This is a genomic window from Roseomonas sp. FDAARGOS_362, assembly GCF_002754815.1.
GTDB lineage: Bacteria > Pseudomonadota > Alphaproteobacteria > Acetobacterales > Acetobacteraceae > Roseomonas > Roseomonas mucosa.
Genome location: NZ_CP024588.1, coordinates 3,229,965 through 3,251,402, shown reverse-complemented (window position 1 = coordinate 3,251,402; position 21,438 = coordinate 3,229,965). Strand labels below are relative to the sequence as shown.

Here is a 21,438-nt window from a genome sequence, read left to right as displayed (position 1 = left end):
AGGCCATGGACGCTTTCCGACGCTATCTCCGCAGCCCGCCGGCGGTGATCGGCCTGCTGCTGCTGCTCCTGGTGGTGGCGGCCGCCCTTGCCGCGCCGCTGCTCTATCCGGACGATCCGCTGCGCCTGGCCGGGCGGCCGCTGCAATGGCCCGGCGCCAATCCCCGCTTCCCGCTGGGCACCGACCCCTCGGGCCGCGACATCGCGGCGCAGATCCTCTACGGCGCCCGCGTCTCGCTGCTGATCGGCATCGTGGCGACGCTGATCTCGATCGCCATCGGCATCGTGGTCGGGGCGCTGTCGGGCTATTACGGCGGCTGGGTGGACGATGCGCTGATGCGCGTCACGGAGGCCTTCCAGACCCTGCCGAACTTCCTGCTGCTGCTGGTGCTGGTGGCGGTCTTCGGCTCCGACATCGTGACGGTCACGCTGGCGATCGGCCTCGTCTCCTGGCCCGCCACGGCGCGGCTGACGCGGGCGGAGTTCCTGAGCCTGCGGCAGCGGGAATTCGTCCAGGCCTGCCGCGTGCTGGGCATGGGCAACCTGCGCATCATCTTCCGCGAGATCCTGCCCAATGCCCTGCCCCCGGTCATCGTCTATGCCGGGGTGGTGATGGCGACCGCGATCCTGCTGGAAAGCGCGCTGGCCTTCCTCAACCTGTCCGACCCGAACATCGCCTCCTGGGGCAACCTGATCGGCGCGGGCAAGGGCGTGCTGCGGGCGCAGTGGTATGTCTCGGCCATCCCGGGCCTGGCGATCCTGGTGGCGGTGCTGGCCGTCTCCCTGGTGGGACAGGGGCTGAACGACGCGCTGAACCCCCGGCTGAAGGGGCGGGGCTGATGGACTGCCTGGAGATCCGCGACCTTTCCGTCGCCCTGCCGCCCGGCGCCGACCGCCCCTATGCCCTCCAGGACGTGACCCTGACGCTGGAGCGGGGGAAGATCCTCTGCGTCGTGGGCGAGAGCGGTTCCGGCAAGTCCATGACCGCCAGCGCGGTGATGCGCCTGCTGCCCGAGGGCGTGCGCGTCGCCGCCGGGCAGGTGCTGCTGGCGGGCGAGGACCTGCTGGCGAAGTCCGAGGCGGAGATGCGGCGCCTGCGCGGGGCGCGCATCGCCATGATCTTCCAGGAGCCGATGACGGCGCTGAACCCGCTGCGCAGCATCGGCGACCAGATCGGCGAGAGCTTCCGCATCCATACGGACCTCGATGGCGCGGAGATCGAGCGCCGGGTGCTCGCCCTGCTGGAGGAGGTGCGGATTCCCGATCCGCGCCGGGCGCTGCGGGCCTATCCGCACGAGCTGTCGGGCGGGCAGCGGCAGCGCGCCATGATCGCCATGGCCCTGGCGCTGGAGCCGGAGGTGCTGATCGCCGACGAGCCGACCACGGCGCTCGACGTCACCACCCAGGCGCAGATCCTCTCGCTGATCCGCGACCTGCAGGCGAAGCACGGCACGGCGGTGCTGTTCATCACCCACGACTTCGGCGTGGTGGCGGAGATCGCCGACAGGATCGCGGTGATGCGGCACGGCGTGGTGGTGGAGCAGGGCGAGGCCGGGGACATCCTGAACCGGCCGGAGCACCCCTATACCCGCGCCCTGATCGCCGCCGTGCCGCCGCTGCGTCCCGCCGCGCCGGAGGGACCCCCGCTGCGCGCCGGGCCGGCGCTGATGGTGCGGGGGGTGAGCAAGACCTATGGCAAGGCCGGGCTGTTCCGCCGCAGCCGGCGCATCGTGAAGGCGCTGGACGATGTCAGCGTCAGCCTGCCCAAGGGCGGCACGCTGGGCATCGTGGGGGAGAGCGGCTCCGGCAAGTCCACCCTGGCGCGCTGCGTGGTGCGGCTGCTGGACCCGGACGAGGGCAGCATCCGGCTGGGCGGCACCGATCTCGCGAAGCTCTCGGCGCGCGAGATGCGGGCGGAAACGAAGCGCATCCAGATGGTGTTCCAGGACCCCTTCGCCTCGCTTAACCCGCGCCGCCGGGTGGGGGAGCTGGTGGCGCAGGGGCCGATGGTGCATGGCACGCCGCGCGCGGAGGCCATGGCCCATGCCCGCGACCTGTTCGAGCTGGTCGGGCTGCGCCCCGATGCCATGGACCGCTTCCCGCATGAATTCTCCGGCGGGCAGCGCCAGCGCATCGGCCTGGCCCGGGCCTTGGCCCTGCGCCCCGAGGTGCTGGTGGCGGACGAGGCGGTCTCGGCCCTCGACGTCTCGGTGCAGGCGCAGGTGCTGCGCCTGCTGGCCGATCTGCGGCGGAGGCTGGGCCTTTCGGTGCTGTTCATCACTCACGACCTGCGCGTCGCGGCACAGATCTGCGACCGCATCGCGGTGATGCACCGGGGCCGCGTGGTGGAGGAGGGCACGGCGGTGCAGGTCTTCGGCGATCCGCAGCACGACTACACGAAGTCGCTCCTGGCTTCGGTGCCGGGGCGCGGCTGGACGCCGCCGGGCGACCTTGCCCCGGTCCCGGAGGAAATCGCATGAGCGGCCTCGCGGCGCTGGAGGCGGAGGTCCGGCGCGACCTCGTCCGGCTGAACCACCCGCCGGCCAACTGGCCGCTCGGCATCCCGGCCGCCGACGGCACCCCCGTGCTGGACGTGCTGGTGGTGGGGGGCGGCATGTTCGGGCAGACCGCGGGCTTCGCGCTGATCCGCGACGGCATCCGCAACATCCGGGTCATCGACCGTGCCCGGCGTGGCGAGGAAGGCCCCTGGGGCACCTATGCCCGCATGCCGACCCTGCGCTCGCCCAAGCACCTGACCGGGCCGGACCTGGGCATCCCTTCCCTCACCTTCCGCGCCTGGTGGGAGGCGCAGCACGGCGCCGAGGGCTGGGAGAGGCTGTACAAGATCCACCGGCTGGACTGGCTCGCCTATCTCCTCTGGGTGCGCGACGCGGCGGCGATCCCGGTCGAGAACGAGACCGCCCTCGTTGCGCTGGAGCCGGTGGCGGAAGGACTGCTCCGCGCCGGACTGCGCGGCCCGCAGGGGGAGGAAAGCCTGCTCTGCCGGCAGGTCGTGCTGGCCGGCGGGCGGGAGGGCGTGGGCGGGCCGAACATTCCCCCCTTCCCTTCCCTCCCCCGTGGGCTGGACGCGGCGGCACGGGCCACCGGACGGGTCTTCCACTCGGTGGACCCCGTCGTCGATTTCGGCCGCTTCCGGGGCAGGCGGATCGCCGTGCTGGGCGCCAATGCCTCGGCCTTCGACAATGCCGGCACGGCGCTGGAGGCCGGCGCCGCCAAGGTGACCATGTTCGCCCGCCGCGCCTTCCTGCCGCAGGTGAACAAGACGCGCGGCATGGTCTTTTCCGGCTTCCTGCGCGGCTTCGGGCGGCTGGACGATGCGACGCGCTGGCGCTTCCTGACCTACACCGCCGGCGAGGCCTCGCCGCCGCCGCATGAATCCGTGCTCCGCTGCGAGCGGCATCCGGGGTTCCGGCTCGTCTTCAACGCACGCTGGCGCGACGTGGCGGCGGATGCGGAGGGCGTGACCGTGACCACGGCGGAAGGGCCGCAGCGCTTCGACGCGGTGATCTTCGGCACCGGCTTCACGGTCGATCCGGCGCGCATGCCGGAACTCGCCGCCTTCCGCGACGCGATGCAGCTCTGGGGCGACCGCGTCGCGCCGGAAGAGGCCGCGCGCTATCCGGAGCTGGCCCGTGCGCCCTATCTTGGCGAGGGCTTCGAGCTGACGCCGCGCGACCCCGCCTCGCTGCTCGCCGGTGCCCTGGCGCGGTTGCGGCTGCTGGGGCCGGCCGCCGCGTCGAGCCACGGCATCCTGTCCGGCGACATCCCGGCCGTGGGCACCGGCTGCACAACCCTGGCGCGGGAGATCGGGCAGGCGCTCTTCGCCGAGGAGGTCGGGCGGCACTACGATGCCGTGGTCGCGTTCGAGGAGCCGGAACTGGCCCCGACGCCCTATTTCGTGCCGCCGGAGCAACGTCTCCGCCGCGGCTGAGCGGACCGCCGCGGAGCGTGCATCCGCGGCGCAGACAACAAGCGGGCACGCACCGCCCGGCGGAACGTGCTCCGAGGAGTTTCCGATGCCAGAGGACCAAGCCGTCACCCCGATCATCGAGCGCCGCCGCATCGAGGCGGAGCTGCTGAAGGAGGTCTACGAGACGCTGAAGGCGAAGCTGGGGCGGGAGGCGGCGCAGGAGCTGATCGCCGAATCCGTCCGCCGCTCCGCCATCGCCCAGGCCGCCGGATTCGCGGCCTCCACCCCCGGCGGCACCAGCCTGCAGAGCTTCGTGGACATCCAGCGCCACTGGACCGCCGGCGGGGCGCTGGAGATCGAGACGGTGGGCCGCGACGCGACGCATTTCGCCTTCAACGTCACCCGCTGCCGCTATGCCGAGATGTACAGGGCGATGGGCCTGGGCGAGATCGGGCACCTGCTCTCCTGCCAGCGCGACGGCGCCTTCTGCGAGGGCTATGACCCGAAGCTGAAGATGGAGCGGACGCAGACCATCATGGGCGGCGCCTCGCATTGCGACTTCCGCTACCACTACGAGGAAGACGCCGCTTGACAGGGGCGGCGGGAAACGGCGGGGAAACGAAGGTGGCCGGCGACGGACGCGTCATCTGCATCGGCGGCGTGCTGTGGGAGACGAGCTTCCTCGTCGATGAGATCCCCGGCCGCGGCGTGAAGCTCCTGCCGCGCGGGATGCAGCAGATCGCCTCCGGCATGGCGGTCAGCGCGGCGGCCGCGATCGCCCGGCTCGGCCATCCGGTGGAGCTCTGGTCCCTGGTGGGGCGGGATGCCAACGGGCAGGCCTGCCTCGACAACCTGGCGGCGGACGGCATCGATGTCGGGCACCTGCTCCAACGGGAGGGGGCCCGCACGCCGGTCTCGGCCATCCTGGTGGACCCGGCGGGCGAGCGGCTGGTGGTGCCCTATTTCGACCCGTGCCTCTATGCCGCGCCAGTGGCCCTGCCGCTGGAACGGCTGGAAGGGGCCGGAGCCGTGCTGGTGGATGTGCGCTGGCCCGATGCCGGGGAGGTGGCGATGCGCCATGCCCGGAGCATCGGCGTGCCCACGGTGCTGGACGCGGACCTCGCGCCGCCGGAAATCCTGCACCGCCTGATGCCACTGGCCGACCATGTGCTCCTGTCTGAAGTCGCACTCGATGCCCTGTCCAGCGGCCGCCCGCCCACCGAGGCGCTGCGTGGCCTCGTCGCGGAACTGCCCGGGGCCGTGGTCATCGGCGTCACGCTCGGGGCGCGGGGCGCCCTGGTCTGGGAGCGCGCGGTGCCGGATTCGCTCTGGTCCTTTCCGGTGGAGCCGATCCGGGCGGTGGACACGCTGAACGCAGGCGACATCTGGCACGGGGCCTATGTCCATGGGCTGGTGCGCGGCCTCGACACCGGGGAGCGGGTGCGCTTCGCCCATGCCGCCGCGGCGATCAAATGCGAGCGCCCCGGCGGACGCCTGGGCGCGCCCACACTGGCGGAGGTGCTGTCCCGCCTCGGTTGACCCGTCCCCCCGGGGCTGGCCCGGCCGGCCCCCGGTTGCCATCCACCCGCGGAACCGCCATATGTCGCCTCGGAAGGCCGGCCGCGGACGGGCGCCTCGCCAACCCGGTCAGGTCCGGAAGGAAGCAGCCGCAACGAGTTTCCGCCCGGGTCGTGTGTCGGTCTTCCACCCCGAGCAGGACCGCCTTCCCCCGCCGGTTCCGTAGTCGCCCCACCTGTCGTCCACGACGCCCTTTCCCCGGGACCGGATGCCCAGCGACCTTCCCTCGACCGAGAACGAGATCCCCGAGCCGCCCGCCGAGGGCCCCGGCCTCTTCGGGGATGCCCCATCCTCCCCGGCGCCCGCCCCCCTGCCCCCGCCGGCCTCCGCCCAGGCGCTCGTGGGGACCCCCGCGGAGGCACCAGCCCAGCCCTATCGCGTGCTGGCCCGGAAGTACCGGCCCACCAGCTTCGCGGACCTGGTCGGCCAGGACGCCATGGTCCGTACCCTGCGCAACGCCTTCGCGCAGAACCGCATCGCCCATGCCTTCATGCTCACCGGCATCCGGGGCGTGGGAAAGACCACCACCGCCCGCATCATCGCCCGCGCGCTGAACTGCACCGGGCCGGATGGCCAGGGCGGCCCGACCGTGGAGCCCTGCGGCGTCTGCCCCGATTGCCGCGCCATCCTGGCCGACCGGCACCCGGACGTGATGGAGCTGGACGCGGCCTCCAACAACGGCGTGGACAATGTGCGGGAACTGCGGGAGCAGGTGCGATTCCGCCCCGTCCAGGGCCGCTGCAAGGTCTTCATCCTGGACGAGGTGCACATGCTCTCCGGGCCGGCCTTCAACGCGCTGCTGAAGACGCTGGAGGAGCCGCCGCCTGGGGTACGCTTCATCTTCGCCACCACGGAGCTGCGCAAGGTTCCGGCCACGATCCTGTCGCGCTGCCAGACCTTCCACCTGCGCCGCATGTCGCAGGCGGAGCTGGCTGGCCTCTTCTCCCGCATCGCGGAGAAGGAAGGCGCACGGCTGGAGCCCGAGGCGCTGGCCATGATCGCCCGTGCCGCCGACGGCTCGGCCCGCGACGGGCTCTCGCTGTTGGACCAGGCCATCGCCCTGTCCGAGGACGGCGGCAGCGTCACCGCCCAGGCGGTGCGCGACATGCTGGGGCTGGCCGACCGCGCCCTGGTGCTGGACGTGATGGAGGCCGCCATGCGCGGCGACGTCGCCGCCATGCTGTCCACCATGGACCGGGCACATGAGGTCGGCGCCGACCCGGGCGTGCTGCTTTCCGACCTCGCCGAGCTGGTGCACCAGATCACCCGCCTGCGCTCCGTGCCCGCGCTGCGCAACGATCCCACTTTGCCGGAGGAGCTTCGGGGCCGCGGCGCCGCCCTGGCGGACCGGCTCTCCATTCCCGTGCTGGGCCGCGCCTGGCAGATGCTGCTGAAGGGGCTGGAGGAGATCGCCCTCGCCCCCGACCGCCGCGCGGCGGCGGAGATGGTGCTGATCCGCCTCGCCCACGTGGCGGAGATGCCGACGCCGGGCGAGATCCTGCGCCGCCTCCAGGAAGGCGGCAGCGTCCCGGCTCCGCAAGGGGGCGGGATGGGGGGTGGCGGAAACAGTGGTGCCCGCATGGCTGGCGGCGGTCCGGCGATGCCCACCCATGGCGGCGGTTCGATGGTGGCCGGTGGCGGAGGCTCCGTGATGGCCGCCGGTGGCGGCGGGGCAGTGGCCTATGCCGAGGCGGCGCCCGCGCCGCAGCCCGGTTCCTTCCGCGAGGTCGTGGCCCTGGCCTCGGGCCGCAAGCCGATGCTGCATGCCCATCTGGTGCACAGCGTCCGCCTCGTCTCCTTCGGGCGTGGCCGGTTGGAACTGAACCCGCTCCCGCAGGCCCCGCGCGACCTCGCCGCCCAGCTCACCGCCCTGCTGAGCGAGGTGACGGGCCGGCGCTGGACCGTGGTGCTCTCCAATGCCGGGGGCGAGCCGACCCTGGCCGAGCAGGGCAAGGCCGTCGCCGCACAGGCCCGCGAACTGGCCGAGAGCCACCCGCTGGTGCAGGCCGTGCTGGCCGCCTTCCCGGGTGCGGAGATCGCCGATGTGCGGGACAACACCCTGGATGAATACGGCTTGCCCCCCGCCGCCGCCGAGGAAGCGGCCTTCGGCACCGCCGGGATGGAGGAAGGCGACGACCGCGAATTCGCTCCGCCGGATGCCGAGCCCGCCGGGATGGACGATCTCGACTGATCCGGACGGCGGGTCCGGCGTTGTGCCGTCCCCCGGGGGAAAGGCTCCGCCTTTCGCCCCGGACCCCCTATCCGCCAGGACGCTTCGCGCCCTGGACCCGGTGAGTTGGCACTCCCTGGCGCCGGACCGCGCCGGAGAGCCATGCTCTCCGGCGCGGCCCGGCGCCTCAGGACATGGCGGGCGCTGAGGGCATCGGTCCCTCGGGCAGAGGGATGAACTCCCGGTCGTCCGCATCGGGCAGCTTCATGCGCCCGGCGCGCCAATCCGCCGCCGCCTGGGCCAGCCGCTCCTTCGAGGAGGAGACGAAGTTCCAGTAGAGGAAGCGCGGCCCGACCGGCTCGCCGCCCAGGATCATCACGGTCGCCTCGCCGATGGCGCGGAGCGAGGATTGGCCCTGGCCCAGCACCAGCATCCGTCCCGGCCCATACTGCACGCCGCCCATCTCCACCGCGCCCGTGGCCACGTAGAGCGCGCGTTCGGCGAAGCCCGCCGGGATCTCCGCCCGCGCCCCGGCCTCCAGCCCGAGATGCACGTAGAAGAGCGGCGAATGCGTGCGCGCCACGGCGGTCAGGCCATAGGCGCTGCCGGCGATGACCTGGCCGTGCACGCCGCCCTCGCTCCATTGCGGCAGGTCGGCGCCGGCATGGTGGGAGAAGGCGGGGTCGGCCTCCTCGGCGCCGGTGGGCAGCGCGACCCAGGCCTGGATGCCGTGCAGGCGGTCGCCCTCGGCGCGCGCCTTCTCGAAGCGCTCGCTGTGCGTGATGCCGCGCCCCGCCGTCATCCAGTTCACCTCGTTCGGGCGGATCGGCTGCTTCGAGCCGATGCTGTCGCGGTGCATGATCTCGCCCGAGAAGAGATAGGTCACGGTGGAAAGGCCGATATGCGGGTGTGGCCGCACGTCGAGCGAGCGGTCGATGCCAGGGGCGAGGTCGACCGGCCCCATATGGTCGAAGAAGACGAAGGGGCCGACCATGCGGCGCTTCGCGAAGGGCAGGATACGCCCGACCTCGATCCCGCCGCCCAGGTCGCGCCGGCGCTGCTCAATCACCATCTCGACCGGGGTTTCAGACATAAGTCTTTTCTCCACCAGGGTTGCCGTCAGCCTATCCGCGTGCGGGAGAGATGGTCGAGGAAAGTGCGCAGCGGCGGGGCCATCTGGCGGGCGCTCGGATAATAGACATAGAATCCGGGAAAGGGCGGCGTCCATTCCGGCAGGAGCTGCACCAGCCGCCCCGCGGCGATCATCGCATCGACCTGGTGCGCGAACTGATAGGCGATTCCCGCCCCGGCGCAGGCGATCTCCGGCAGCATGGCGGGCTCGTCCACGATGAGCGGCCCCTCCACCGCGACCTCCAGGCGTTCCGCACCGCGCTCGAACTCCCAGCGATAGGGGCTGCCGTCGCTCGGATTGCGGTAGGCGAGGCAGGCATGGCGGGCCAGGTCGCGCGGGTGCCCGGGCCGCCCATGGCGTGCGAGATAGCCGGGTGCTGCCACCACCTTCATCACCAGTTCGCCGCCGAGCTTCACCGCGACCATGTCCCGGTGCAGTTTCTCGCCCAGGCGGATGCCGGCGTCGAAACGGCCCGCCACGATATCCACCAGCCGGTCCTCGATGGTGATCTCGACGCGGATCGCCGGATGGGCCGTCAGGAAACCACCCAGCAGTGGCGCCAGATAGTGCACGGCGGAGATGCGGGAGGCGTTGAGGCGCAGCAGGCCGGCGGGCTCCGCCGCGTTTCCCCGCGCGTCCTGCTCCGCCGCCTCCAGCGCCTCCAGCGCCGGGCGCAGGCGGCGGAGCAGGCGCTCGCCCGCTTCGCTGGGGGCGAGGCTGCGCGTCGTGCGGTGGAGCAGGCGCGTGCCGAGCCGCTCCTCCAGCTTGCGGAGGATGGCACTGAGGGTGGAGGGGGTGATGCCGAGATGCGCGGCCGCCCGGGCGAAGCTGCCATGCTCGACGACGGTGGCGAAGGCCTTCAGCTCGGTGAAGTCGCTGCCCCGCATTATGCCCGATCCACCACAGACTACGCTCGGAACATAGCGGATTATCCCGGTGTCCGCCGATGCCTAGCTTCCGGGCAGCGAAGCAGGAGGAGGTTCCGCCATGAGCCGGTTTTCCGGAAAGCGCATCCTGGTCACGGGCGCGACCAGCGGCATCGGCCGGGCCGGGGCGCTACGCATCGCCGCGGAAGGCGGCCAGGTCATCGCGACGGGGCGAGACCCGGATCGCCTGGCGGCGCTGCGCCAGGCCCTGCCGGAGGCCGCGCTGGTACTGCGGAACGACGCGGCCGATCCCGGCGTGGCACGGGAACTCGCCGAGGCGGTCGCCTCGGGTGGCGGCCTCGACGGGGCGTGGCTCAACGCGGGTTATGCCGCCGTCTGCGCAATCGAGGCGGTCGATGCCGAATTTTTCGATGCCATGATGCAGGCGAACCTGCGTGGCCCGGTGCTGCAGATGGCCTGTTTGTCCAGCCTGCTGCGACCGTGCGGCGCCGTGCTGCTCACCGGCTCCACCGCGGCCTATGAGGGTTCGGCCATGGCCAGCGTCTATGCCGCGAGCAAGGGCGCCATGCTGTCCCTGGCCCGCTGCTGGGCCACCGCGCTCGGCCCGCGCGGCATCCGCGTCAACACGCTCGTGCCAGGGCCCATCGACACGAATTTCCGTGACTTCATGGCGGATTCCTTCCGGCGGGACTTCGAGGCGGGGGTGCTGGGACGGCTGGCTCTTTCCCGCATGGGCCGTGACGAGGAAGCGGCGGCCGTGGCCCTCTTCCTGCTGTCGGAGGAGGCCGGTTTCGTCACCGGCGGCCAGTACGCCGTCGATGGCGGGCTGGCGATGCGATAGCCCACCGCGCCGGGCGGGCCTTCGCGAAGGTCAGATCGTGGCCTGCAGGCTGAGGCTCGCCACCTCGATGTCGAAGCTGCCATCCACCCCGATGGCGAAATGTGCGCGCACCTGTGGTGGCGCCCCGTCGGGCCGCTACGGCACGCGGTGGGTGTCGTCCGGCCGCTGCGGCGGCAGCTTGATCGCCAGGACCCGGAAGCGCCCCTCGCTGGCCTGGGACCCGGCATGGACCGTGCCCTTGGGGATGATGACGAGGTCCCCCGGCTTCACCTGGACCTGCCGGTCGCCCAGCCAGAAGGAGCCGCTGCCGGCCAGGACCAGCTGGATCTCGTTGGCGTCCGCATGGAAATGCTTGAACACGTTGCCGCTCTGCACCGCCACCGTGCCCTGCTCCGTGGCGACCAGGGTGCGGGAGCGCAGGTCGGTGCCGTTGACCAGCGGGCCGATCTCGTCCTCGGTCAGCCCGGTCAGGCTGACGATGCGCGGCACCAGCTCCGGCGCCGCCGTCTGCGCGCCGGTGGGCGGAGCGAGCCGGGACAGGATGGGACCCGAAAGCAACCCGCCCATGAAACCCATGGCGAGGCCGCCGCAGAGCACGGCAAGGCGCATTGTCTTGTTTCCTCCAGGGATCGTTCCGCACCCCTGGGGAGCAGCATGGCGCGGCCGGGTGCCGCGGGGCAAGCCAGGGCTAGGCGCCCATCCCCGGCGATCACGGCGGGCCGGGCCCTGTCCGGCGCGCGATGCCGGGCCGCGGAAGCGCGCGTTTCGGGGGCGGCCTCAGCCCCGCGCCAGCCCGCGGCAATGCGCCAGCAGCCGGTCGATCTCCGCCTCGGTGTTGTAGTAGTGCGGGGAGGCCCGGATCAGGCCGGGCAGACCGCGCCGCTCGGCATCGATGCGCGTGCTGGCGGGGTCCGAGGCCCCGATGGTGATCCCCGCCGCCCCGGCGCTGGCCACCACCGCACGCGCCTCATGCCCTTCCAGCGTGAAGCTGACGATGGCCGAGGGGTTCCGCCCCAGGTCGCGGAGCGTGGCGCCGGGGATCGCGCGCAGCCCCTCCCGCAGCCGGGTGGCCAGAGCGTGGCAGCGCGTCCCGATTGCCTCCAGCCCCAGTTCCAGCGCGTAATCCACCGCCACCCCCAGCCCGGCGCGGGCGGCGTAGTTGTTTTCCCAGGTCTCGAAGCGGCGGGCGTCCCCGCGCAACCGGTACTCGCCCCGGCTGACCCAGGGCGCGGCGAAATGGTCGATCACCACCGGCTCCAGCCGCTCCAGCAGTTCCTGCCGCACATAGAGGAAGCCGGTGCCGCGCGGCCCGCGCAGGAATTTCCGGCCGGTGGCGGAGAGCATGTCGCAGCCGAGGGCCCGCACATCCACCGGCATCTGCCCCACCGCCTGGCAGGCATCCAGAAGATAGGGGATGCCATGCATCCGGGCGATCCGCCCGATGGCGGCGGCCGGGTTGGTCAGCCCGCCATTGGTCGGCACCCAGGTGACGGCGATCAGCTTCGTACGGCCGTCGATCATCCGTTCCAGCGCCGCGAGGTCGAGCTCCCCCGCCGTGTCGCTCGGCACTACCTCCACCACCGCGCCGGTACGGCGCGCCACCTGCAGGAAGGCAACGTAGTTCGCCGCATACTCCGCCTCGGCGGTCAGGATGCGGTCCCCCGGGCCGAGGGGCAGGCTGTAGAAGGCCATCTGCCAGGCCACGGTGGCATTCTCGGTGAGGGCGATCTCCCCGGGCGCCGCGTTCAGCAGCCGCGCCACGGAGCGGTAGACCCCTTCCAGCCTTTCAGCCTCCTGCGCCGCGGCGGCATAGCCGCCGATCTCCGCCTCCAGGTCCAGATGCGCCTTGACCGCCTCGACCACCGGCGCGGGCATCAGGGCGGCCCCGGCATTGTGCAGATAGGCCCGCCGGGCGGTGGCCGGCGTTTCCGCCCGGACCCTCTCGATGTCGATCATGCCGCCCCCTCCGGAATCCGGCGGTCAGCTTCATCCCCGTGGCCGGGACTGCCAAGAGCGCCGGACCATGATGCGGATCGCCGCCCGGAATAAGGGACCGGAAACCGGGCGGGCCGGTGACGCAGGGCCACCCCTGCCCTAGATACCGGGGGAGATACTCCTCGGCGCGGCGGCTTCCGGCGCGTCCCGACAACCTTCAGCCAGGACATCCGTGCATGAAGAACCTGACCAACATGCTCAAGCAGGCCCAGCAGATGCAGTCGAAGATGCAAGAGATGCAGGCCAAGCTGGAGGCCCAGGTGGTCGAGGGCCAGTCGGGCGCGGGCATGGTGAAGGTCTCGCTTTCCGGCAAGGGCGACCTCAAGAGCGTGGCCATCGACCCCTCCCTGATGTCGGCGGAGGAGCGCGAGGTGCTGGAGGACCTGCTGATCGCCGCCCATGCCGATGCCAAGGCGAAGGTGGAGGCGATGATGGCCGAGGAGATGCAGAAGGCCACCGCCGGGCTGAACATCCCCGGCATGGGCGGCGGCCTGCCGGGCGGCTTCAAGCTGCCGTTCTGAACCGTGCCCGGCCGCCGGGACCTCGTAGGCGCGATCCCCCGCGGGGCGGCGGCCCCGGGGAACGACCCGGAAGCCGCCCCATGGCGCCGGCATCCGGCCGGTAGTGCCGGTGGCAGACCTCCCGCCGACCCGGCGCGGGGCGGGGACAGCACGGCGGCACCCTCGCGGAAACGCCTGCCGATCCCTATATGTTCCGGGTAGCGGCCAGGCCCGGTTCGCGCCCCGCGGCGGTGCGGAAGGTGCGGCGCGGAGCATGGAATGAACCATCCCAACGACCCCGTCGAACAGCTTGTCGGCCTGCTGTCGCGCCTGCCCGGCTATGGCCGGCGCTCGGCACGGCGGGCCGTGCTGAAGATGCTGCAGGACCCGCAACGGCTGATGCTGCCCCTCGCCGACGGGCTGCGGATCGCCGCCGAGGCGGTGCGGCCCTGCGAGGTCTGCGGCAATCTCGATACCGCATCCCCCTGCCATGTCTGCCGCGACCCGCACCGCGAGCGTGGGCTGGTCTGCGTGGTGGAGGGCGTGGCCGATCTCTGGGCACTGGAACGGGCCGGGGCGCATCGCGGCCTCTACCACGTGCTGGGCGGCGTGCTGTCGCCGCTCGGCGGGGTGGGGCCGGAGGATCTGCGCATCCAGCCCCTGGTGCGTCGCGTGGCGGAGGAGGGCATCCGCGAGGTGATCCTCGCCCTCCCCGCCACGGTGGAAGGCGCCACCACCGGCCATTACCTGCACGACCGGCTGCATGACCTGCCGGTGCAGGTCACGCGCCTCGCCCAGGGCGTTCCCATGGGGGGCGCCCTGGACGTGCTCGACGATGGCACCCTCGCCGCCGCCCTGCGCGCCCGCCGGCCAGTCTGATCGGGCGCCGCGCCCTGTGGCTGGCCGCCGGGGGAGAGGCTCCGCCTCTCACCCCGGACCCCCTCTCCGCCGGGGACCGAAGCCGGTCCCCGGACCCCGGGCCTGAGCTGGCTCTGCGTGGTGGCCGTCAGCCTGCGGCCTGATCCCCGGGAGCAGGTGGAAAGGCGGGGCTCCCGAAAAGAAAGACACCGTGTCCGCTCTCATGGCACCGGCAGTCCGCCGGAGAGCCAGGCTCTCCGGCGCGATCCGGCGTCAGCGAGCACCAACTCATCGGGTCCAGGGCCCGCAGGGTCCTGGCGGATAGGGGGTCCGGGGGAAAGGCAGCGCCTTTCCTCCGGGACAACGCGGCGTCAAACGTGAAACACGGCCCCGGCGGTCATGGCACCGGCAGGTCTGTCACCTCGGCCTCCACGCCGGCTTCGGCGGTGCCCAGGACGGTCAGGGCGTCGTTTTCCGGCACCACCTGTTCCAGGCGCAGGCTGGGCTTCGTCAGGGTCACGCGCAGCCCGCCGGTGAAGGCAGGGTCCGAGAGGCGGCGGCGCAGTTCGGCCATGGCACCGTCCGTCACGTCCTTCAGGTCATAGACGGCGATCTCGCTGATTCGTTCGCGCAGTTGCCGCTCGAAGATCAGCGTGGCCAGCGACCAGACCGTGCTGTCCAGGCTGCGGGCGAAGCGCAGGTCCTCCAGCCCGATCCGCGTGCCGCCCCGGCTCAGCACCGGGCGCGCCGAGAAGACCACCCGTCCCGTTGTGTCGGGCCAGAGGCCTGGCAGGTCCGCGCTGAAGCGCACCGCCAGGGCGATGGCGGGGGCGCTGGGATAGAGGAAGATCTCCTGCACCCGCAGGTGCGCCGTGCCCAGCGGCGTCTCGACGGGGATGTCGCGATGGCCGAATTCCCGCATCAGCCAGTCGCGGATCATGTCATAGCCGGCGCGCACCGGCACCGAGAGGCGCAGCCGCCCGTCGCGTTCGTTCCAGCGTTCCGGCAGGGCGTCGAGCGGCGGCAGGAAGCCCGGCGGCGCCGCATCCGGCTTGCGCGAGGCGATGCTGGTGCGGGCGCGCAGGCCCAGCACCACCCGCAGGCGCCCGGGCTCCACGACCAGTTCCGACAGACCCACCGATTGCGGCTGGATGCCGATCCAGAGCGGCGGGGCGGCGGGAAGCTGCACCCGGATATCGCGCGGCTGCCAGAGTTCCAGCGCCTGCCGCCGGATGGTGCCGCAGGGCACCAGCCTGGCAAGCTGTTCCGGCAAGCCGTGCAGCGCCGCCTCGATCTGCGCCCGGACGCGTTCCTCGATGCCGATCCAGACGCCGCCGAGGATCTCCAGCCGCGGACTGCGGGTCCAGCGGTAGTCCACCGCCATGTCCACCGCGGGACACCAGCCGCGGTCGAGGGTCAGGCCCAGATCCGCCTGCACCATGGCGGCGGCGTCGATCTTCTTCTCGTCGAGCGACAGGAACTCCGCCAGGCCGCCGCCGAGCCCCACGGAGCCGGACACCGAGAGCGGCACCTGGACCCGCAGCCGTCCCCCGGCCTCCGAAAGGGTGAAGCGCCCCTCGCGCCGGATCACCAGGTCGTAGCGCGTGCCGGCATCCGCCGCGCTCGCCTGGCGGAACTCGGCCGGCACGGCGCGATCGGCGGCCTGGCGCAGCAGGTCGAAGGGCAGGCGCAGTTGCAGGGCGACGGCGCTCTCCTGTGCCGGCAGGTCCAGTTGGGCGGCGCGGCGCTCCGGCTCGCTGGCCAGCAGCAGATCCCGGTCCCGCAGCCAGACGATCCCGCCCGCGAAGACGAGGAGGAGCAGCGCCGCCGCCAGCACCCGCACCAGCCATCGCCGCCGCACGGCGCCTGCCGTTCTGTCCCCCGCCACGGTCAGCGCGGCGGACGCGGCCGGGGCAGCGCTTCGGGGAGGCTTCGCATCACTTCTCCCGGGCCTCGTTCCGCTGGGCGCGCGGGCCGAAATGCTCCGTCAGGAAGTCGATCAGGGCGCGGGTCTTGGGGACCGGCAGATGGCCCGGCGGCTGCACGGCATGGAGGACGAGTTCCCGTCCCCGGAATTCCGCCATCACCTCCACCAGCCGCCCGTCCCGGATCGCCGCCTGCGCCAGGTTCAGCGGTAGCAGGCAAAGGCCGGCACCATCCAGCGTCGCCTGCATCAGCACATCCACGTTGTTGACGGTGAAGCGGCTGGTCACCGGCACGGACACCGCGCCGTCCGGTCCCTCGAAGCTCCAGGTCTGCCAGGCCGTGCCGATCAGGTGCAGGCAGGCATGCCGCGCCAGGTCGGCCGGGTGGCGGGGCGTGCCGTGCTGTTCCAGATAGGCGGACGAGGCGCAGAGGACCATCCGCGAGGTGGTGATGCGGCGCGAGATCAGGCTGGAATCGGGCAGGCGCCCGACCCGCAGCACGAGGTCGTAGCCTTCCTCTACCAGATCCACGACGCGGTCCGTCAGCACCAGTTCCAGTTCGATCTCCGGATAGCGGGCGAGGAAGGTGCTGACGAGAGGGGCGAGGTAGTGCTGGCCGAAGGAGACCGGCGCGTTCACCCGCAGGCGGCCGCGCGGGGTCAGGGCTCCGACGCTGGCCTCCTCCTCCGCCAGGCCGATCAGGTCGAGCACCTGCCGGGCCCGTTCCAGGAAGACCTGCCCCTCGGAGGTCAGGCTGACACGGCGCGTGGTGCGGTTCAGCAGTCGCACGCCCAGGTGTCGCTCCAGTTCCGCGACATGGTCGCTGGTGGCGGAGCGCGACAGGTCCATGGCCTCGGCGGCCCGGGTGAAGCTGCCGGTTTCCGCGACCTTGGCGAAGACCTCCATGGCCTGCAGCTTGTTCATGGCCGTTTGCGGTCTCCGCTGCGCCGGTGCGGCCGGCATCGTCACGCGCCTCCGCGCCGACGCCGCCCCGGCGGGATCGTGAAGGGCGGGATCATAGGACCCCTGGCCCGTGCTGGCGCCGTCCCCCGCCTTCACAATGGTTCGAGACAGGAGGCCCTGGGGATGGGCGGGAGCGGGACTGGATGCGCGCACCGGCCCGGCGGGGCATCCGGATGGGCCGACATGAAGAAGGGCGCCCCGGATGGGACGCCCTTCTTCATGTTGGGGGGAAAGGGGGGCTGGGCCTCAGCCGAGCCGGGGAGGCTGCCGCGGATGGCCCGAAAGCCAGTCCAGCAGCAGGGAGATCCACAGCGGGGCGGCGGAACCGTTCGTATCGCCTTCGGTTTCCATGGTTCGTGATCCTTGCCGGAACGGCGGGACGGTCAGCGCGACGCCACCAGGGTGCGGTGGAAGCCGCGGGCCTGGGTGCCATAGCCACCACCCACCGCGCTGGAGCCGGAGCCCGAGAAGTCGGTGGGCGAGGCGCCGATGCCGTTCTGGCTGAGCATCACCTGCTGCGCCGCCAGGGGCGAGCCAAGGCCGACGGCCGAGGAGCCGGCATTGCTGGTGTTGCGAGGGGTGGAACCGGCCAAGGCGTAGGTGGTCGCCTCATAGGCGGGCGCACCCTGGATGCTGGAGGAGCCGGCATTGGAGAAATCCGTCACCTCGGCGGCCCCGGCGAAGGGGGCGGCGAAGGCGCCCAGCGACAGGGCCAGGGTGGCAGCGGCGATACGGGAAGAAATGCGGGACATCGTCTTGGCCTCTTGGAGCCGGACGGGCCTGATTGCCTGCCGGTGAGGACCATATGCGCCCCATCAATTATCGATTGAATGGGCAAAAAACTGATCGTACCGATCAGTTCAAATGATGAATCTATCCTGCTTGCCGCCGGTCCAGGCTGGTTGCTTCTGCGAGTGTCTCTGGCCGTCACCATACGGCGGCCGGGCCACAGTCCGGTTTGGCGTTGCGCATTCCGGGGGACAAGGCTCCGCCTTTTCCCCCCGTCCCCCTTATCCGCCAGGAACCTGAGGTTCCTGGACCTCCCGTTCGTTGCCTCTTCGCTGCCGGCCGGATCGCGCCGGAGAGCATCGCTCTCCGGCAGGCTGCCAGTGCCACCAGCGCGGACAGGGTGCCTTTCTTCTTTCCGGGAGCCCCGCGTTGCCACCTGCTCTCCGGGATCAGGCCGCAGGCTGGCGGCCACCACGCGGAGCCAACTCAGGCCCGGGGTCCGGGGACCGGCTCCGGTCCCCGGCGGAGAGGGGGTCCGGCGGGAGAGGCAGCGCCTCTCCCCCGGGGGTTATCCGCGAAGTGGAACGGCCAGGGAGGGCCGCTGCCAGCCTCGTCAGGCGGCAGCCTTGATGGCGGCGGCCTTCACATCCTCGCCGACCGAGCCGGAGAAGGTCTCGAAATTCTTCTCGAAACGCGACTGCAGGTCGGCGGCGGTGCGGTCATAGGCGGCCTTGTCCGCCCAGGCCGCGCGCGGGTTCAGCACCTCGGCTGGCACGCCCGGCACGTTCTTCGGGATGGAGAGCCCGAAGAAGGGTTCCGTCTCGAACTCGGCCTGGGCCAGCGAGCCGTCCAGCGCCGCGCGCAGCAGGGCGCGGGTGTGCTTGATGCTCATGCGGCTGCCGGTGCCATAGGCGCCGCCCGACCAGCCGGTGTTCACCAGCCAGCAATCGGCGCCGTACTTCTCGATCAGCGCGGAGAGCATCTTGCCGTACACCTCGGGGAAGCGCGGCAGGAAGGGGGCGCCGAAGCAGGTGGAGAAGGTCGCCTGCGGCTCCTTGCCCAGCCCCTTCTCCGTGCCGGCGACGCGCGCGGTGTAGCCGGAAAGGAAGTGGTACATGGCCTGGGCCGAGGAGAGCTTGCTGATCGGCGGCAGCACGCCGAAGGCGTCGGCCGTCAGCATCACCACGTTCTTCGGCACCGCGCCCATGCCGTTCGGCTGGGTATTGGGGATGAACTCGATCGGGTAGCAGGCGCGGGTGTTCTCGGTCAGCGAATTGTCTTCGAGGTCGAGGTTGCCGCGCTCGTCGCCCACCACGTTCTCCAGCACCGTGCCGAAGCGGTGGGAGGCGTTCCAGATCTGCGGCTCGGCCTCCTGGCTCAGCTTGATGACCTTGGCGTAGCAGCCGCCCTCGAAGTTGAAGACGCCCTTGTCCGACCAGCCGTGCTCGTCGTCGCCGATCAGCTTGCGCTCGGGGTCGGAGGAGAGCGTGGTCTTGCCGGTGCCGGACAGGCCGAAGAACAGCGCCGTGTCGCCGTCCTTGCCGACATTGGCGGAGCAGTGCATCGGCAACACGCCCTCGGCCGGCAGCAGCCAGTTCATGACGGTGAAGATGCTCTTCTTGATCTCGCCGGCATAGGAGGTGCCCGCGATGCAGATCAGCTTCTTCGCGAAGGAGAGCGCGATCAGCGTGGTGGAGTTGGCGCGGCCGCCATGCTCCGGCTTCGCCTCCATCTCCGGCGCGTGCAGGATCACGTAGTCCGGCTCGAAGCCCTCAAGCTCCTCCGCCGGCGGGCGGATGAACATGTTGCGGGCGAAGAGCGCGTGCCAGGCATTGGTGGTCACCAGCCGCACCCTGATCCGGTGCGCCGGGTCAGCACCGGCATAGAGATCCTCGGTGAAGAGCTCCTCGCGCTGGCCGAGCCAAGCGCGGACATCGGCGGTGAAGCCCTCGAACTTCGCCGGGTCGAGCTTCTGGTTGACCTTGCCCCACCAGATCTCCTTGGAGACCTCGGGGTCGTCGGCCACGAACTTGTCCTGCACCGAGCGGCCGGTGTGCTGGCCGGTGACGGCCATGAAGGCACCGTCCGCGGAGAGCCGGCCCTCGCCGCGCCGCAAGGCATGGGCATAGAGGCCTGCGGCCGTCAGATTCGCGTGAACCGTGTCGGCCGAGACGCCGGTACCCTTGAGTGACGTGAGGGGCGTGACTGACATTCCGGCATGACCTCCTAGAAGGAAAACGGTGGCTTAGTCCGCAGCCATATAGAAGATTCAGGCTGCCCATGCCATCCCGGCATGTGCTGGAAAGCGCAGATTTCTGATAAAAAAAGTTATATCGTCTCAATAATGTTTATTCTGTCGTTTATCCTGACCCAGCCCGGATGAGTTCCCCTACTCCGCCTTGTCCTCACAACAGCGCGACCAGCCCCTCCCGCAGCGCCTCGGGCGAGGCGGCGGGGATAGGCAGGGGGAGCCTGACCACCGCTTCCTCGAAGCCCAGATCGGCCCCGTCCACATCCAGGCCCAGAAGCCTCCAGGCCCCTTCCCTGCCCCCGGAAAGGCGGGTGCCGGCAGCGGCAAGGGTCGTGGCATGGTCGGCATTGAGCCCCGCCAGGAGCTCCGCCTCGGCCCCCGCAACGGCCGCCACAGCGCTTGGCTCCGGCGCGATCTCGCCGCTGCGCAGGCGGCGCGCCTGGGCGAAGCCCGCGACCAGCAGCGCGCCGCCGGGCCGTACCCGCCAAAGGTCGAAATCGCCGAATCCCGCGTAGAGCGCCGCATAGGGATGCCGCAGCAGCCAGCGCGACTTGAGCGCGTCCGCCTCGCCCTCCGGCACGGGGATGGCCAGGCCGGTCACCGTCACGCGGGGAGCGGTCTGCGGGTTGATCTCCGGCGCGGGGCCGGTGAAGAGCAGGGCGCAGCGCGGCTCGGCCAGGAGATGGCGGGTGTGCTCGGACAGTGTCGAGAGGAAGAGCAGGACCGAGCCATCCGGCGCCACGGCGGGGGTGACAAGGCTGGCGAAGGGCTGTCCGCCGGCCTGGGTGGCCAGGGTGGCGGCGGCCGCGCCCCGCATCAGGGCCCTCGCCCTCGCACCAGCCGCGAAACCGTCCTCGTTGCCGCTCCCCGGTTGCGCCACAATCTACCTCCAGTATCCAGAACCGACGATCACGAAACGCCTGGACGCCCTGATACCATGCCTCAGACCATCGCCCTCGTGGATGACGACCGCAACATCCTCACCTCGGTCTCCATGACCCTGGAACAGGAGGGCTATCAGGTGCGGACCTATACGGACGGGGAAAGCGCCTTGCAGAGCCTGCTCGCCCGGCCGCCCGACCTCGCCGTGCTGGATATCAAGATGCCGCGCATGGACGGGATGGAGCTGCTGCAGCGGCTGCGGCAACGCACCAGCCTGCCGGTGATCTTCCTGACCTCCAAGGACGACGAGCTGGACGAGCTGATGGGCCTCCGCCTGGGGGCGGACGACTACATCACCAAGCCCTTCTCCCAGCGCCTGCTGCTGGAGCGCATCCGCACCCTGCTGCGGCGCAACGAGGCCTCCCGCGCCGAGGGTTCGGGCGTGGCGGCCACCGGCGTTCTGTCGCGCGGCGACTTGGTGCTGGACGAGACCAAGCACACCTGCCTCTGGAAAGGCCAGCAGGTGCAGCTCACCGTCACGGAGTTCCTGCTGGTCAAGGCGCTCGCCACCCGCCCGGGCATGGTGAAGAACCGCGACCAGCTGATCGACGCCGCCTATGGCGAGAACATCTATGTGGACGACCGTACGATCGACAGCCATGTGAAGCGGGTCCGCAAGAAGTTCCGCGTGGTCGATCCGGAATTCTCCCAGATCGAGACGCTCTACGGCATCGGCTACCGATACAAGGAGGCGTGATGCCAGACGGCAGCGCCAGCCTCGGCTCCGCGGCTTCCCC

General features: G+C 71.3%; 19 protein-coding genes and 1 other RNA gene. 11 read left to right on the top strand and 9 right to left on the bottom strand.

The window, feature by feature from the left end; translation table 11 throughout:
• Window positions 1-5 precede the first annotated feature (5 nt).
• The 7 genes from CTJ15_RS19380 to CTJ15_RS19350 all read left to right on the top strand — a co-directional run bounded on the left by CTJ15_RS19380 (window position 6) and on the right by CTJ15_RS19350 (window position 7,699).
• Window positions 6-839, top strand: coding sequence for an ABC transporter permease (locus CTJ15_RS19380; protein WP_099781869.1), 834 nt, complete (start codon window positions 6-8; stop codon window positions 837-839).
• A complete protein-coding gene (locus CTJ15_RS19375) occupies window positions 839-2,479 on the top strand; it encodes an ABC transporter ATP-binding protein (protein ID WP_099781868.1) in 1,641 nt (546 codons plus the stop codon). Before CTJ15_RS19380 ends, CTJ15_RS19375 begins: the two co-directional genes overlap by 1 nt.
• Window positions 2,476-3,951, top strand: coding sequence for an FAD/NAD(P)-binding protein (locus CTJ15_RS19370; RefSeq protein ID WP_099781867.1), 1,476 nt, complete (start codon window positions 2,476-2,478; stop codon window positions 3,949-3,951). Before CTJ15_RS19375 ends, CTJ15_RS19370 begins: the two co-directional genes overlap by 4 nt.
• A gap of 85 nt (window positions 3,952-4,036) precedes the next feature.
• Window positions 4,037-4,522: an L-2-amino-thiazoline-4-carboxylic acid hydrolase gene (locus CTJ15_RS19365; RefSeq protein ID WP_019460716.1), complete on the top strand. Its 486-nt coding sequence runs from the start codon at window positions 4,037-4,039 to the stop codon at window positions 4,520-4,522.
• Window positions 4,523-4,554: 32 nt separating this feature from the next.
• Entirely contained in the window at window positions 4,555-5,469 is a 915-nt protein-coding gene (locus CTJ15_RS19360; RefSeq protein WP_099781866.1) for a PfkB family carbohydrate kinase, read from the top strand.
• A 72-nt stretch (window positions 5,470-5,541) separates the two neighbouring features.
• Window positions 5,542-5,638, top strand: an RNA gene (gene ffs, locus CTJ15_RS19355) — signal recognition particle sRNA small type.
• 78 nt (window positions 5,639-5,716) lie between these two features.
• The gene (locus CTJ15_RS19350) at window positions 5,717-7,699 is read left to right on the top strand and encodes a DNA polymerase III subunit gamma/tau (protein ID WP_099781865.1); all 1,983 of its coding nucleotides are present in this window, start codon (window positions 5,717-5,719) and stop codon (window positions 7,697-7,699) included.
• Between the two features lie 166 nt (window positions 7,700-7,865).
• Here the strand turns inward: CTJ15_RS19350 and CTJ15_RS19345 are convergent, their stop codons facing one another.
• Together CTJ15_RS19345 and CTJ15_RS19340 are read right to left on the bottom strand one after the other, a co-directional pair.
• The gene (locus CTJ15_RS19345) at window positions 7,866-8,771 is read right to left on the bottom strand and encodes a pirin family protein (protein ID WP_019460719.1); all 906 of its coding nucleotides are present in this window, start codon (window positions 8,769-8,771) and stop codon (window positions 7,866-7,868) included.
• Window positions 8,772-8,797: 26 nt separating this feature from the next.
• Window positions 8,798-9,697 carry a LysR family transcriptional regulator gene (locus CTJ15_RS19340; RefSeq protein ID WP_019460720.1) on the bottom strand — a complete coding sequence of 300 codons (900 nt, stop codon included), beginning with the start codon at window positions 9,695-9,697 and terminating at the stop codon, window positions 8,798-8,800.
• A gap of 100 nt (window positions 9,698-9,797) precedes the next feature.
• Here CTJ15_RS19340 and CTJ15_RS19335 point away from each other — a divergent pair, with 100 nt between their 5' ends.
• On the top strand, window positions 9,798-10,538 hold the full coding sequence (locus tag CTJ15_RS19335) for an SDR family oxidoreductase (protein WP_075822545.1): 741 nt from the start codon (window positions 9,798-9,800) through the stop codon (window positions 10,536-10,538).
• A 135-nt stretch (window positions 10,539-10,673) separates the two neighbouring features.
• Here CTJ15_RS19335 and CTJ15_RS19330 read toward each other — a convergent pair whose 3' ends face one another.
• Together CTJ15_RS19330 and CTJ15_RS19325 are read right to left on the bottom strand one after the other, a co-directional pair.
• Window positions 10,674-11,147 carry an AraC family ligand binding domain-containing protein gene (locus CTJ15_RS19330; protein WP_099781864.1) on the bottom strand — a complete coding sequence of 158 codons (474 nt, stop codon included), beginning with the start codon at window positions 11,145-11,147 and terminating at the stop codon, window positions 10,674-10,676.
• Window positions 11,148-11,315: 168 nt separating this feature from the next.
• Window positions 11,316-12,494 carry an aminotransferase class V-fold PLP-dependent enzyme gene (locus tag CTJ15_RS19325; RefSeq protein ID WP_075822544.1) on the bottom strand — a complete coding sequence of 393 codons (1,179 nt, stop codon included), beginning with the start codon at window positions 12,492-12,494 and terminating at the stop codon, window positions 11,316-11,318.
• A 215-nt stretch (window positions 12,495-12,709) separates the two neighbouring features.
• Here CTJ15_RS19325 and CTJ15_RS19320 point away from each other — a divergent pair, with 215 nt between their 5' ends.
• Window positions 12,710-13,054: a YbaB/EbfC family nucleoid-associated protein gene (locus CTJ15_RS19320; protein WP_019460724.1), complete on the top strand. Its 345-nt coding sequence runs from the start codon at window positions 12,710-12,712 to the stop codon at window positions 13,052-13,054.
• A 258-nt stretch (window positions 13,055-13,312) separates the two neighbouring features.
• Window positions 13,313-13,912 (top strand): recombination mediator RecR, encoded by a 600-nt coding sequence (recR, locus tag CTJ15_RS19315; RefSeq protein WP_019460725.1) that lies wholly within the window; start codon window positions 13,313-13,315, stop codon window positions 13,910-13,912.
• A 376-nt stretch (window positions 13,913-14,288) separates the two neighbouring features.
• Here recR and CTJ15_RS19310 read toward each other — a convergent pair whose 3' ends face one another.
• The 5 genes from CTJ15_RS19310 to CTJ15_RS19290 all read right to left on the bottom strand — a co-directional run bounded on the left by CTJ15_RS19310 (window position 14,289) and on the right by CTJ15_RS19290 (window position 20,576).
• Complete coding sequence (locus CTJ15_RS19310) at window positions 14,289-15,752, bottom strand: DUF4403 family protein (protein ID WP_081798588.1); 1,464 nt, start codon at window positions 15,750-15,752, stop codon at window positions 14,289-14,291.
• 76 nt (window positions 15,753-15,828) lie between these two features.
• The gene (locus tag CTJ15_RS19305; protein ID WP_027297234.1) at window positions 15,829-16,740 is read right to left on the bottom strand and encodes a LysR family transcriptional regulator; all 912 of its coding nucleotides are present in this window, start codon (window positions 16,738-16,740) and stop codon (window positions 15,829-15,831) included.
• A 422-nt stretch (window positions 16,741-17,162) separates the two neighbouring features.
• The gene (locus tag CTJ15_RS19300) at window positions 17,163-17,531 is read right to left on the bottom strand and encodes a hypothetical protein (RefSeq protein WP_027297235.1); all 369 of its coding nucleotides are present in this window, start codon (window positions 17,529-17,531) and stop codon (window positions 17,163-17,165) included.
• 590 nt (window positions 17,532-18,121) lie between these two features.
• On the bottom strand, window positions 18,122-19,720 hold the full coding sequence (locus CTJ15_RS19295; RefSeq protein WP_075822630.1) for a phosphoenolpyruvate carboxykinase: 1,599 nt from the start codon (window positions 19,718-19,720) through the stop codon (window positions 18,122-18,124).
• Between the two features lie 193 nt (window positions 19,721-19,913).
• Window positions 19,914-20,576: a HugZ family protein gene (locus CTJ15_RS19290; RefSeq protein WP_075822629.1), complete on the bottom strand. Its 663-nt coding sequence runs from the start codon at window positions 20,574-20,576 to the stop codon at window positions 19,914-19,916.
• Window positions 20,577-20,696: 120 nt separating this feature from the next.
• On the opposite strand from CTJ15_RS19290, the gene CTJ15_RS19285 reads away from it, so the two are divergent.
• Complete coding sequence (locus tag CTJ15_RS19285; RefSeq protein ID WP_019462278.1) at window positions 20,697-21,398, top strand: response regulator transcription factor; 702 nt, start codon at window positions 20,697-20,699, stop codon at window positions 21,396-21,398.
• Window positions 21,399-21,438 lie beyond the last annotated feature (40 nt).